Source organism: Bacteroidota bacterium (genome assembly GCA_039111535.1).
In the GTDB taxonomy this organism is placed as follows: domain Bacteria; phylum Bacteroidota; class Rhodothermia; order Rhodothermales; family JAHQVL01; genus JBCCIM01.
The window spans coordinates 1-13,253 of the sequence record JBCCIM010000183.1; the positions used below are offsets into that span (position 1 = coordinate 1).

At 51.0% G+C, this 13,253-nt stretch carries 8 protein-coding genes; 5 read left to right on the forward strand and 3 right to left on the reverse strand.

Annotated features, from left to right (window positions below; all coding sequences use genetic code 11):
• Positions 1-447 precede the first annotated feature (447 nt).
• The 5 genes from AAF564_21420 (at position 448) to AAF564_21440 (ending at position 3,634) form a co-directional block, all read left to right on the forward strand.
• Positions 448-996: a hypothetical protein gene (locus AAF564_21420; protein MEM8488124.1), complete on the forward strand. Its 549-nt coding sequence runs from the start codon at positions 448-450 to the stop codon at positions 994-996.
• Positions 997-1,102: 106 nt separating this feature from the next.
• Positions 1,103-1,564 carry a LytR C-terminal domain-containing protein gene (locus tag AAF564_21425; GenBank protein MEM8488125.1) on the forward strand — a complete coding sequence of 154 codons (462 nt, stop codon included), beginning with the start codon at positions 1,103-1,105 and terminating at the stop codon, positions 1,562-1,564.
• Positions 1,565-1,608: 44 nt separating this feature from the next.
• A complete protein-coding gene (rsfS, locus tag AAF564_21430; GenBank protein MEM8488126.1) occupies positions 1,609-2,064 on the forward strand; it encodes a ribosome silencing factor in 456 nt (151 codons plus the stop codon).
• 255 nt (positions 2,065-2,319) lie between these two features.
• Positions 2,320-3,153 carry a choice-of-anchor V domain-containing protein gene (locus AAF564_21435; protein ID MEM8488127.1) on the forward strand — a complete coding sequence of 278 codons (834 nt, stop codon included), beginning with the start codon at positions 2,320-2,322 and terminating at the stop codon, positions 3,151-3,153.
• A gap of 100 nt (positions 3,154-3,253) precedes the next feature.
• Positions 3,254-3,634 (forward strand): DUF423 domain-containing protein, encoded by a 381-nt coding sequence (locus AAF564_21440; protein MEM8488128.1) that lies wholly within the window; start codon positions 3,254-3,256, stop codon positions 3,632-3,634.
• A gap of 4 nt (positions 3,635-3,638) precedes the next feature.
• Here AAF564_21440 and AAF564_21445 read toward each other — a convergent pair whose 3' ends face one another.
• The 3 genes from AAF564_21445 to sprA form a co-directional block, all read right to left on the reverse strand.
• Positions 3,639-3,995 carry a hypothetical protein gene (locus AAF564_21445; protein ID MEM8488129.1) on the reverse strand — a complete coding sequence of 119 codons (357 nt, stop codon included), beginning with the start codon at positions 3,993-3,995 and terminating at the stop codon, positions 3,639-3,641.
• A gap of 53 nt (positions 3,996-4,048) precedes the next feature.
• Positions 4,049-4,834, reverse strand: coding sequence for a lipoyl(octanoyl) transferase LipB (gene lipB, locus AAF564_21450; GenBank protein MEM8488130.1), 786 nt, complete (start codon positions 4,832-4,834; stop codon positions 4,049-4,051).
• A gap of 80 nt (positions 4,835-4,914) precedes the next feature.
• Positions 4,915-12,963 carry a cell surface protein SprA gene (gene sprA, locus AAF564_21455; protein ID MEM8488131.1) on the reverse strand — a complete coding sequence of 2,683 codons (8,049 nt, stop codon included), beginning with the start codon at positions 12,961-12,963 and terminating at the stop codon, positions 4,915-4,917.
• Between the last annotated feature and the right edge of the window lie 290 nt (positions 12,964-13,253).

Below are 13,253 nucleotides of genomic sequence, written 5' to 3' on the forward strand. Positions count from 1 at the left end.
GGTGTCTCTGATCACCGCCGCAGCCGTATCATCGCAAGAGCTTTCGATCCCTAATACTATCATGTTGATTGTTTACGGTTGCTGGTTGAAGGTTGAAAACGGCTTCCCGGCCGAGCAACCTCTAACCTAAAACATTTAACTTTCAACCCGTCATACTAAACGGTAACAAAAAACGTTATAGCTCTACCAAACGGGTACGCATGCAGCAAGATTCATGTGTATGTCGAATGGAGGGACGCGATATAACCCCGCCATTTAAAATACGGCGCATATAAGCCGATTTTAAGCGTGTATCCTGTTTTAAACCGCCCCGTGGCGCCCTCGCGCGATGCTACTGCAGGGATTAAACACGCAGTGGTGAACAAAAGATTGCCCTAAAAGTTATTGACACAAAGGCGGTAAGCGTTTATAATAGAGTTGTAGTTTAACCCTAAATGTAGGATTGCCATGCGTAATTTTGTTTCTCTAGCCTGCCTGTTGTTGTTTTTGGGCACCGCGTTGCCGGCACAGGCCCAACTTCGGGAAACTGCTTTTGAGCAGCAGGCACCAGTGAAACTGTACGAAACAAAGAGCTCAGGATTTTCCCTGAACAAGTTCTTCGACCCGTCACATTTTCGCATGTCGCAATCTGTTGAGTTTTCATCGTCTTCTTTTGGTGGCCAAACCTCTTCTCTTGGCATGTTCACCAATTCCATGATGTGGCAGTTTAGTGACAAGCTCGCGGCCCGTGTGGATATCAGCGCGGCTTACTCACCAAATGCCGGTACCCTCAGCAATGCTGCTGGTGGCCTCAACGGCGACGCACGCATCTTCGTCCAAAATGCTGAAGTAGCGTACCGTCCATCAGAAAACGTTGAATTACATATTTCATTCCACCAGAGCCCTTATGGCCGCTATGGCTCGCCTTACGGCTACTATGGTGGATACCGTGGCATGAATCGTTTCCACGCGTCACGCGGTTCCAGCAACCTGTTTTGGAGAGACCGTGGGGAATAGCCAGACGATTTATCACATAGCACTTCCAGTTTTCACAACGCGGCGTTCCCTGCAGGGAATGGCCGCGTCTTGTTTCTCAGCATAAACCGAAGCTGATCAACCCTTTATGAACGAGCGTCAGGCTGCGTCCAGAAACAGTTTGCTCAATGTAGTGCTTGTTGTATTGGGCATTTCTCTGCTTGCCCTGCTGTATGCACTCGGTACACGTGTTTTTGCCCCACGGGTTGACCCCGTACGGGAAGCCAGCTCCGGACAACTTATCGGCGATATCATCCAGGTGGAGATCCGAAATGGCTGTGGGGAGCCCGGTTTGGCCGGCGATATGACGCAATTTCTGAGAAAAAGAGGTTTTGACGTCGTCGAAGTGGGTGACTTTGAAACATTTGAGCAGGAGTACTCCGTTGTATACGACCGCATCGGAGATCTGGAGTCTGCAAGAAAACTGGCGAAGGCTGTAGGCCTGCCCGAAGACCGCGTCATTCAGGATATCAAGCTTGATGAATACCTTGACGCGTCCATTGTGATTGGAAAGGATTATGCGACGTTAACTCCGTTTAAAAACCAATAAACATGATGCCTGCCCGTTAAATTAATGGCACGATCGTTTACTATATGACAGCAAAACCAAACGTAATTCCCAACAACGCACCACTCAAATCCCGCAACAACCATCTGCCAGTACAAGAGCTGGCGCAGATTGCTGTAGAAGCAATCCAGTCTAAAAAAGGCTATGACATTGTGATTATGGATGTGCGCGCCGTCAGTGGCGTAGCCGACCTGTTTATTATCTGTAGTGGCTCATCTGAACTCCAAATCAAAGCCATCATCGAAGCTGTGCGCATGAGCATCAAGGAGCAAGGCGAAGAATTGCCCTGGCACACCGAAGGCGCCGGCAGCATGCAGTGGGTACTGCTCGACTACGTTGACCTTGTGGTCCACGTATTCAACGAAGAGAAACGGGCCTTTTATGATCTTGAACGCCTCTGGGGTGATGCACCAAAAGAAGAAATAGCAGAAGATGCGCTCATCGAATCTATTGCCATCCTGAAAGGTAGCGGCGGCGCGTAACGTTTTACACCACGCATCCCCTTTATACACGGGCGCATATTTTCGCGTTATATTACATCAGGCATTTGCGGCCTGAAACAGGTTTCTAGTATCCCAGCAACAAGTCGGTACAGGTTTTGCGAGGATTTCAAGCACCTCCCCCTCCTGTGTTACCGGCACTTTTCCCTCCCAAATACGCATTAGTTTAAGAAGTGGCCGGCGAATGTAAAATGCGCGCTTTATGCGGCTCTCAATTTATTAATGCTCACAAATACCATGATCACACGAATAATTCTCATTACGGGTATTATTGTTTTTGTCTTACTATTTCCGCTTCAAGCCCTGACCAATGGCAAAGGTGCGCCCAGCGCTAACACTGGAGCACGCGGTAACAATACCTGCGCAACTGGCGGTTGCCACGACTCCAACCAGCTTAATGCCGGACCCGGTGCTGTTACTATTACAACTTCCGATACGTACGCACCGGGCGCAACCATGAACTTTACCGTCAAGGTTGAACAAGCCAATCAGGGGCGCTTTGGCTTTCAGGCCACCGTACGCCCGGTCAATGATCCTTTTCGGTTTACCGGTACGTTTGGCCTCGGGCAGGGTACAGACTTCGCCGATGCCGTACAACGCTACATAACACATGACGACGCCGTATCAGCTGACGGTGCAACAGAATGGACGTTTCAATGGACAGCTCCTACAGAAGACGTAGGACCCATCAGGATTTACGCCTCGGGCGTTGCTGCCAATGGAAATGGCCTCAGAACGGGCGACTTTGTGTATGCTGACAGCCTCAGTTTTGCCACACAGGTTTCTGTAGAAGAAGTGCTTGTCCCAGAGTTGTTTACGCTCGAACAGGCATACCCAAACCCGTTCCAACAACAAACCACGGTTGTTTACACGATGCAACAACCAGACGCAGTTACCCTTTCACTCTACGACCTCCAGGGCCGCGTTGTGAAGTCTTTTGACGAAGGGGTTCGCCATGCCGGCACACACGAAATACTGATTGACGCTTCAGATCTGCCGGCTGGTACCTACCTGTATGAACTACAAACGCCTACAACCAGAAAAACAGGTACAGTTACGCGCGTTAGATAGTTTTTTTGAGATACTTCACACAAGTACACCTTAGCTTGTTAAACCCGTGTATGACTTCTCATGCACGGGTTTTTCATTGGCCCTTACGACATTCAATGCTATGACAAAATACTTTTTCCTCGCAGGTGCCATCCTTGCAGGCCTCGCCGTTGCTTTTGGTGCCTTTGGCGCCCACATGCTCGAAGGCAAAGTGTCAGCAAACCGATTGTCCACATTTGAGACAGGTGTGCAATACCAGATGTACCATGCCCTGGCACTGCTAATCGTGGGATACATCTCAATGAGTCACCCAGGGCTCCTCAACAGCGCCGGCTACTGCTTCCTCGCCGGCACCATCATCTTTTCAGGCAGCCTCTATCTGCTCGTCCTGACCGACACAGGTTGGCTGGGGGCCATTACACCAATCGGGGGCGTGCTGTTTATTCTGGGGTGGATTTCACTGGCCATCAAGAGCTTCCAACTGCTCCCTGTCGGTCCGTGAGCCGCTATTCAGCGTCATCCTCAAAAAAGAGGGCTGCACTGGGCGCAAGGTTGAACTGCTCTGCAAGCGACAGGACTTCCATTGCAACCTCTGCTGGCACCTTTGATGCCATGTGCTCTTCGGTATCTAACGCGAGGGCATAGCCTATGGCGCCCTCTTCTTCATGGTCGTATTCTTCCCATACCGTCACCTTGTCGATCACAAAGGTGAGCTCTTCTGGCAGGAAATAGGCGATGTACTTCTCTTTTTGCTCTTCGTAGCTAACAAGACTGATATTGCCTATTGCACCGTATTCCTCGTCGTAAAACATCGCCTCAATAACCAGGCGGCCCGCAAACTCCTTCAGGCTGAAATTGCTCATCTATCTATTCGGGATTATCTATCGTGTGCTGGAAGGTAACACAAAAGATGGCATTACAAAACCTCAGCAAGTTCATATGCCGCCAATGACTCGCCCAAAAAATCTTCCAGAAAGGCCAGAGACTGCTGCCCGTCAAGCATCCTGTAGCTAACATCAAACACTGCTGCAAAGTGTTTCAGCCACGTATTGAGTACCTCATCCATATTTACCGCGGTACCCAACTCCTTTGCAAGCGTTGTCACTTCACGATTGACAATGCCACAGGGCACGATGTTGTCGAAGTACTTCAGGTCTGTATTTACATTGAAGGCAAACCCGTGCATGGAAACCCAGCGGCTGCATCGAATGCCCATGGCGCAAATTTTCCGAGCAGTGGTTTCGTTTTCAGCGTCAATCCAAACCCCCGTTTTTCCGTCTACTGTGCCGGCTGAAATACCAAAATCAGCACAGGTACGGATGCCGGCTTCTTCCAGTTTGCGCAAGTAGAGATGCACATCGCGACAAACCCGATCGAGGTCTAGTATTGGGTAGCCGACAAGCTGACCGGGACCATGAAACGTAATATCTCCACCCCGATCAATATGGATAAACGTAGCGCCTTGTTGCGCCAGCAGTGCTTCAGAGACCAGTAAATGGCGTGCATCGCCGCTTTTGCCAAGGGTGTATACGGGTGGATGCTCTACGGCCAGCATGACGTGTGGTACAGCACGCGGCGGATCTTCGCGTTTGGCAGCAATCAGTTCAGCCTGTATACGCTTTTGCAACCGCCAGGCCGGCTCATACTGAACCTGCCCCAGTTGACATACCACAACTTCCTGCTTTTCTGCTGCCGGCGTCATCGATACTTCCCATACTAAATGCTATGTAGGACCAGGCTATTTGATCTTGCAATAACCTGCAACCTTAAACCAGTTCACACCTAGTTCTGTATACTAACTCGGAAGTTGAAGGTGCCTGAAATCACCTGCGATGAAGGCGTACGGCTGTCTTCACTGTCAAAGTTTTCGATCAGCAAACGGAAGTCACCTGATACGCGGTTGCTGAACTGGTAGGAAATCTGAGGTGCCAATGTAAGGCGCGTCGATGCAGACACAACGGAAGCATTATCACCCTGTGTTGCAAGGTTTGGATCATAGAATTCACCGTTATCCACCGCTTCAATGGCTTCTTCAAGTGCACGCCGCAACCGGAATCGCTGGTCGTTGATGACTGCGCGCGACATGGTAAACTTGAAGCTTACCCGGTTATCAAGCTTCTTCTTGAAAAACGGCAATTTCAATCCACGTTTCTGGTAAGAGGCAGAGAAGGACAGCTCACTATTGGTTGTCTCGTTGACCTCAAAGCTTGTAGAGCTAAGCGAGTAGATATTGGACTTATTCCAGGCCAGGTTCGTCTGGATCTGGTTTTTGAAGTCGAGATCCAGTCCCACCAATGGCGAGAACCGCTCGTTGATACGGACCGCCCCGGTCTCTACATCTGGGATGTCAAACGTAATCTGTTTGGCCCCCAGGCTAAACGCACTGGTCGGGTCGCCGCCGGCAGGCAGCAAGTTCGAGCGGAAGTCTGTTGTATAGTCTGCGCTATAGCTATGGCGCAGGGTAACTTTCTGTGTAAAGAGCTGGAATAGCGGCCAGTTTGAAAGTCCGGTATAATTCACGCGCCACGCCGGCAGCGGGAATCGCAACAAGGCGCGGGAACCATCCAGGGCACGTCCGTCACCGATATAGGATTGCAAGAAGTCTGAAACCAGCGTTCGGTTTGTAAGAATCACACGGCCGTCGCCGTTTTCGTCACCCAACTCATTAAGCACTGCAGCCTGCTCGGCATCTCTCACGTACGCATCCAACTGCCGAGAAAACAGGTCTACATAATCAGCACGGAATGCCCAGATAGACGAGCTGTTGTTTCCCCGCTCCGTTCGCGTTTCATCGATGCCGCCGACATCGAGTGGCCGGAAGGTAAAGTTGGTATTATTGCCCCAATCCAGACTCCACGTAAGGTTGATTGTCAGGTTACTGCCCGGACTCAAAGCAGTCTGCGCCTGAATCCGATTGTTGTCCGATAGCACATCGGTTACCTGGAGGTTGTTGGTCACAATACGGTTATCAAGTGCAATCGTACGATCAAGCCCAAACCGATAACCGATTGGCGGCCCTTTGTCGTTAAACAGCGCATCGATGAGGCTATAGTTCACAACAACATCTGAAATATCCCCGGCGTTGTTGAACTCAGGAATACCCACGTTACTCGACGCCGAGTTACGGCTCGCGGTATAGTTGATGCTCAGGTCGCGCACGCCGGTTGCGGCAAGCGCAATGCGTCGGACAAAAGAGACAGGCTTGAGTTTGGGTAACTTGATATTGAGCCGGCGCTTCTTCTCCGCCTCAAGTAAATCTGCACCTTCAAGTGCTGTACTATCCGTACGTGCAGTGTCATCCGCCAGTGCTGTGCTGTCTGCCCCGACAGGCGGTACTCCGCCAGCCAGTGTGCTATCCGCTCCAGGGACAACGCCAACGCCCTCATCTTCAGCATCAAGAGCAGCCTGGCGGGCTTGCTCTTCAGCCAGCGCAGCTTCCAATTCTGCCTCTATAGCAGCCTCAGCTTCAAGGAATTCTTTCAGCGAAAGTTTGTCTTCTCCACGTTCTTCCCGGCCAGCATTTTCAATGGCCAGGCGTGCTTCATCCTCCTGTCGTTTTAGCGCGGCAGCTTTCTTTGCTTCTTTGCGTTCAGCTTTGCGTTCTTTTTTAGCCTCGCGCCGCTCTTGCCGGCGTTTGTCACGTTCTCGAAGCTCATTCTGCTTTTCCTGCTCTTCTTTCTGCTGTGCGTTCAACATCCGCTCATAGAACGGGATTTTTTTCCATAACTCAATCGGCCGCAACGTGAGGCCACTCCGGACACTTACCTGGTTTCGAATGTTTGCTCCGGTAACACGCCCTAGCGCACCGTTCTGCCAACTGTACTGCACCGTATAGGTAACGGGTTGGACATTCACCCAGTTCAGGAAACCATTTCGACTAAAAGTAGGCTGGAACGTAGCATTAAAGCGCTGATCATGCTGCTCTGTCCGCAAATCCTGATCGCCAGAGAAAAGGCCGCTGAGCGCTTTACGCGCTGATACAATCTCCAACTCTTCTACACCAAAAGCAGAAATGCCGATATCATCAGCCGCAATACCCAATCCTGCCAGGCGGGTGGTATCTGAAATGTTGATATTCCGATACAACGAGTCTGTATTCAGATCGATCACACTGTGAAGCGTATCAACACCCAACTGGTTAAGGCTCTGGTTGGTGCTTGTGTCGAAGCTCAGATTAAGGAATTGGAATGGGTTGTACTGCACGCTAACATTCCGGCGGTGTGAGAATGTATGCTGTTCGCGAATCGGGAATGTAGACAACTCTTCCAGGGCCGTGAGCCGCGCGGAAGTTCGCTGCTGTGCTTCCGAGAAGTTACGTGCTGCCGAAGCGGAAGCCTTGATGGATTGCGGCAGGTAGTTAAACCGCAAGTCGCCCAGCAATCCAACAACCGGGACGCGCTCCAAAAACCAAAACGGGCGAAGGGTTTTAGGCTGTGGGATATTCAGGAGGTAGTTCAGGTTACTCGACCATCTCCAGGAGTCATTCATTTTCTGGGATGGATTGCGCGATTGCTTATCTGTATAAGAGTAGTTGAACGAAAGTCCATCTACCAGGATACGCATAATGGGCCAGCGCGAATTTCGTTTTGATATCCTGAAAGACATTGAGCGGGTGTAAGAGAAAGCCTGCGCAGCTTCTCGGGCCTCACGTGTTCGCTCTGCTGCTTCTTCTGGCGAAAGCCCCTGCGTCTCAATCTGGTCGACAATTTCTTGCAAACGCACGTCACCACGGCTTGGCGCAAAGCGCGGCGTAGAGGTGTTCGATTGAATCTGGCCAGAAACGGGAATAGACCAGCCGGCTTTTTCCGGTATCAGCTTGTCCAGATTGAGGTCGCCCGCGACACTCCAGTTGTTCAAGTCGTTCTGATCGCGTTCTCCGAGCGAGCTTTCCAGTGAACCAAACCCATCCGTTTGCCGTCGGATGTTGGCTTTAAATCCACCAAGGTCTGCCAGTTTGATATCCACGTTTGCCAATGCGGCCCAGCCATTGGTTTCGTCATAGCCGGCCGTACGCAACTCGTTAACCCATACCGTAACGTCACCTAACTCGTCACCCATCTCATCGCCCTGCGGTACAGGATTACGGATCCCCATAACAATGGTATTGACGCGACCCAACGAAGGCGTCCCTTTGATCCCGATACGCGTGCCCGGTGGGGCAAACGCCAGATCAACAAGCGACCGATCATCCTGGAAATTCCAAAACAGACTGTCAGTCGGAAACGGAATACCATTTGGATCGAGGCTTTCGTCACGCGCAACCTTCAACTGATTCAAGGCACCCAGCACAATGTTAACAGAGTTCAGATCAATAAATTGATCACCAAACTGCTGGTTCGTCTGCCAGATTTCATCCTGATTCAGGGAGCCAAATTCGGAGGGCGTCAGGGGCTGCTCGTATTCGTAATAGTCATTGGTTTCGTTTGCACCGAGGCGAATGAAGAATTTCACTTTCTCGCGTGACTCGTTGCGTTCCAGCGTTTTCAAGTCTGTACCATCCCACAATTCCCCATGCATGTGCACAAACAATCGCATGTTGGAATATTTCAGCAGGTCTAACGCATTGGGGTACGTTTTAGAAATGGCCCGCTGGGAGCCCGGCGGCAGGTTTTCCACGCGCATTACCATCGACTGCTCGCGCGCGTCCTGTGCCTGTCCGGTAGAGAGGCGCGTCTGGCTGATAATGGTACCAAACGGTGGGCGATAAATGTTTGAGTCTTCTTCGTTGTTGATACTCGAGATGGTCAAGCGGGTATCCGTCTGCACCGGCACAAAGTCATCATCAAGCAGCTCTTCATCTACCTGCGCAGTTTTGCGCCACTGGCTACCTACCAACTCAAGCGAGGCAAGGCGCATGGTTACCGGCACCTCGTGCCCCGTTGTCCAGATACGCATCGACTCGATACGGGTAAAGTCCTGGATGTTACCAACAACGCGCGTAAAATTCTGAACAGGGATACGGATCAGGTACCAACCTGTTGGGCCGGTTTCAGGCGAAGTGATCTCACCTACAACATAGTCATCCAGCTTGTCTGGCTGCCCAAGATCATCAAGCACAGCTTTACTCAGCGGTACTTCATACTGGAAGTAGTCGTTCTCTGTATCAACGGTAGTGTTAATGTTCAGGTCTTCCGTATCCGGGTACTGGATATTACCGCGTTTAACAGAAGTGTTCGTTGCCAGTTTATTCTGCGTCTCAAAGGCGTTCAACTCACTGGTTGGGAAGTACCGACTGAAGCGCTGCTGCAGGGTTGGTATTTCATTGTACACCCCACTCTCTGCGTAATACTGGTCGTTCTCGAAGTAATGGTAATCGTCTCCAGAGGGGTCGATCATAATTTTGCGCAATTCCTCTTCATATGCAGGATCGCCAACGTTGTTGGCCTGCAGTGTTTCGAGGTAATCAGCAAAAACAACGTGCTCGCGCGCACCGGGATCGTAGGCCTCCGGGTCGTATGAAACGAGTCCATCCAGCCCCAGGTCTTCCGTACGGTTGTCGCGGACATTGATAACTTTATCCGGAATTACAGAAGGCAGCCGGCTCCACAGGTCAACCCTTGACCCAACTGATGACAGCGAAAGGCCATCTTCGTTGTTCAACTCACGGTTGGGAATTACATCTTCAGATATCGTACCCAGGTCGATGAATAGCGTGGCTTCATCACCCGTATCATTGCGTCCTTCCGGGTAAGACTGGATGATGAACTCGACAAACTCGATGTTTTTGACGTTGAAGTCATTAAATCCTTCTGGCAGCCGTTGGATCATCCCACCCCAGGCATTTTGTGGCTGCTGCAGGAAGGTTGTGAGATCTCGCGTATAGTTATACGGTCCGCGCTCGGTTGGGTCGAAGTATAAATCCAGGGTAGAGAGGGTTTGATCAAGTTCACCGCGTGTATCTCGATCAGGGAATACGTCACGGATCTGAACCGATGAAATGGCACCTTCCGACGGGACACGGACTTTCGGCAACAGTTGCCGGAGCGTATTAACGTTGAGGGTATACCAGGCAAATGTACTTCGCCAGTTTGTTTTAAGGGAGTCGCGCTCAACCCGTGGTAAACCTGTTGGAGGATTCACCGCCTCGCGAATGGAATCGGGCGGTGAAGTCAACTGCCAGGCGCCGGCCTGGCGAAGCGAGAATGTGGTTTCGAAGCCTTCAAAGTCGTCTACATACGAAATACCAGAAAGCTCGTCACTGTTAAAGTCGCGGCCTTGTCCTTGCAATTCGCGCCGGCTTCTAGTAAATGCAGTAGTTTCTGTATGCCCCGGGCGAAGCTGTGCAAATTCACCGGTCACCCGGATAGAACTCGGTGCACGCGTCTGAATAAGGGGCAACGCATCTACAGCGCGCGTTAACCAGCGCGGCTCCATTTTAAAGTTGCCATCTACCCCCCAAATTGTATTTGAGATGGGCTCTTCTCCCAGGCGGAATTTGTCTACCGGCGACTTCTGACTCAGGCGCATCAGGGTGGTCCCGAGCGTAAGTACATCATCGTACTGATAAAAAGCACGGGCACCCAACAGCGTCTTTTTCTGGATATTGAAAAGTGAATTGGATTCGTAATCAATTTCTATATTCCGGCCGGCAGTCAGGAACGCCGGATTGGTAATACTAACCGTCCCCCCTGCATAATCTACCGTGTAGTCAGCATTTTCGGTAAGCGGTGCACCACCAGCTGTCACACGGACGGATCCCGGAATAACGCCGGCAAACGCATTCAGGTTATAAAATGCTTTAACCGCACCTTTGTATGAACCGCTTATGCGGTATACATCAAGCTGGGTATCAAGGCGGGCATTGTCTTTCTTTTTGTCATAAAGACTCGAATACACAAACTTGGAAAGTGCCTCTTGCCGCAATTCCGGATCAGCAACGGTTTCCGTGATAATGTCTGCGATACGCTGGCCAAATGGCTGCAGATAGGGAAAGATAAGCAACCCGCGGCGCGGATCGATTGTGTAGCCTTCCAGGTAGTCAAACCTGTCATCTGGCTGCAAGGCTTCATCCACGTTGAGTCTGTCAAGACCAAGGAGTTGGAGCAACGTTGAACCGCGACCAATACCGGGCAATGTTTTCGAACCCGGGCTACCCGGCGCTTCATACTCAATCTGAAGTTCAAAATCAGTAGAGTTAATCCCGCGGCCATCCAGGCGGTACAGGTTACGCAGTTCGAGGTACCACGCGGCAGGGTTGAAACCACCGCTGAGGTTTGGCTGCTGCAAGTTCGTTGGCCGCAGAAGCTTGAGCACAAGGCGTGTATCACTGTCCGGCTTGTCAGCTGCAAATTCACCAATCTGGAAAAGCTGGCCGTTGGCTACATACTCATAGGCTATGGCAAGCGCCTCGCTTTCCTGCATGCCCTGTCGCAGAGACACGTAGCCGAGCAGGTCATCAAATTCGTAATCCAGGCCTTCTTCCAGCTTCACAAGATCACCCGTCTGGAAGTCCGCACCATCAAGCCCCAACTGATCAATCAGATCGGTTGTTAGCGTGCTTTCATCCCAGGCGTCATTGCGAGAATCTGGTAGTACGGTTGCCGTGTAGTTGTTAGCCTCTGTGCGGACCGCCGGCTCTTCCCCGAGGTCAATCACGGAAATAGCCGCACGCAACTGGTCTTCTGCGCTGGTTGCCTGGAGCTTCCATACTTCAACCCTTGTAATCCGCTCAAACCCGTCAGCAACTTCAATAAGCGGTGGCGCAGCGAGGGCCGTTTCCCAACGGTTTCTGAAATAGTAAGAGAGGAAGAAGTGTTTTTTCTCTTCGTACTTGATCGGCTCAATTTCGATCGGCTCTGGTTCAGAACCGCCATCAATACTCAGGCTATTCGACTGGCCTTCCTGCTGGCTAATAACTGTCTGGAACTGAATACCACCAACCTGAAATTCACTTTTGATACCAAAGAGGCTTTGTCCGCCTCGAATCAGTGTAGAAGGTGTTTGCAGGAATACGTTACCAGCTTCGATGCTTTTGATGATGTCGTCATCATAACCTTCGTAATGCAGCTTCAGCTGATTCTGGTAGTCAAATTCGCGTTCGGTATCCCAGTTGACATCGATATTCATCTTATCACCGATACGCCCGACGATACCCAGGCGCAGGTCCTGCCGGAATTCCGGATCAACCTGTGTTTCGCGTCCGGTTAGTGCGGTTTGCTGATCACTTTTACGAATATTGAAGCCGGCATTGATGTTTGCCTGGCCGTTTACGCGCAAGTCAATATCAGCCGTACCAAAAATTGTTGTAAACGCGCTTTCGCGGCCACCGGGTACGATGATATTGAAGCCCAGGCCGCCATTGCGCTGGCGCGCGCGCCGGCGCTGTGCAGCCTGATCAGCAAGGCGCGAGAATTCTTTGCGGACGCCAACTTCGAGGCGCAGCTTGCGGTATTCTTCGTAGGGAATCTCTACCGGATAACGTACAGTGAGTTTGCCAACCGATTCGGTTACATAATACTTATTCTCGGTAGAATCGAGCGCGATGTTGTGCCGCCAGTAATTGCCAAGTTTGGTGGCAAGCGGCCGGCGTTGCCGGGGGAAAAGGGACGAACTGGGGATATCCCGCTTAAACTTGGGGATATATCTGTAGATAAAACTGGTATCTGCGAGGGTGGTGTCGGATGTGTCAGCAGCAACGGAGAGCAGATCTGCTGTATTGATCGCAACAGAATCGGTATCTGACGGCACCACTGCAACCTGGTACAGATCACGCCAGGCAACATCATCGCGCGTAGCAGCTGAAGTTGCGAGCAATCCTGTGAGCAGGACCATGGCAACGGCCATCATCGACACAAACATCCTCAACGGACGTTGGCCGCCGGATCGTCGCATGGGGGTATTAGAAATGGACCCGTATGATCGCACTGTTCTGATCGTACTTTGGTTGAACTACCTGTTTTAAACCCTGGCATGAAGTTGTATGCCGCAAAAAAGCGGGATCAACAAGGCACTAAAATGGGCTTTTTGTAACAAGAAGTACGTATACGCGATCACCTGTTTAGGTCTAAAATGAAGATCGGCTGTGAAGGAGCTTTATAAAGAGGGGTAGTGGGCTATGCTAGCTGGGTACAAAGCGCTTAAGATTAACTCTTAAAAATAACACCTCTTAACCATGGCTTCAA

What these genes read in the sequence shown, in the direction of transcription:
- AAF564_21445 (MEM8488129.1), bottom strand. Translation starts at nt 3,995, where the DNA reads ATGAGCAATTTCAGCCTGAAGGAGTTTGCGGGCCGCCTGGTTATTGAG.
- AAF564_21440 (MEM8488128.1), top strand. Translation starts at nt 3,254, where the DNA reads ATGACAAAATACTTTTTCCTCGCAGGTGCCATCCTTGCAGGCCTCGCC.
- AAF564_21435 (MEM8488127.1), top strand. Translation starts at nt 2,320, where the DNA reads ATGATCACACGAATAATTCTCATTACGGGTATTATTGTTTTTGTCTTA.
- AAF564_21425 (MEM8488125.1), top strand. Translation starts at nt 1,103, where the DNA reads ATGAACGAGCGTCAGGCTGCGTCCAGAAACAGTTTGCTCAATGTAGTG.
- lipB (MEM8488130.1), bottom strand. Translation starts at nt 4,834, where the DNA reads ATGACGCCGGCAGCAGAAAAGCAGGAAGTTGTGGTATGTCAACTGGGG.
- sprA (MEM8488131.1), bottom strand. Translation starts at nt 12,963, where the DNA reads ATGCGACGATCCGGCGGCCAACGTCCGTTGAGGATGTTTGTGTCGATG.
- rsfS (MEM8488126.1), top strand. Translation starts at nt 1,609, where the DNA reads ATGACAGCAAAACCAAACGTAATTCCCAACAACGCACCACTCAAATCC.
- AAF564_21420 (MEM8488124.1), top strand. Translation starts at nt 448, where the DNA reads ATGCGTAATTTTGTTTCTCTAGCCTGCCTGTTGTTGTTTTTGGGCACC.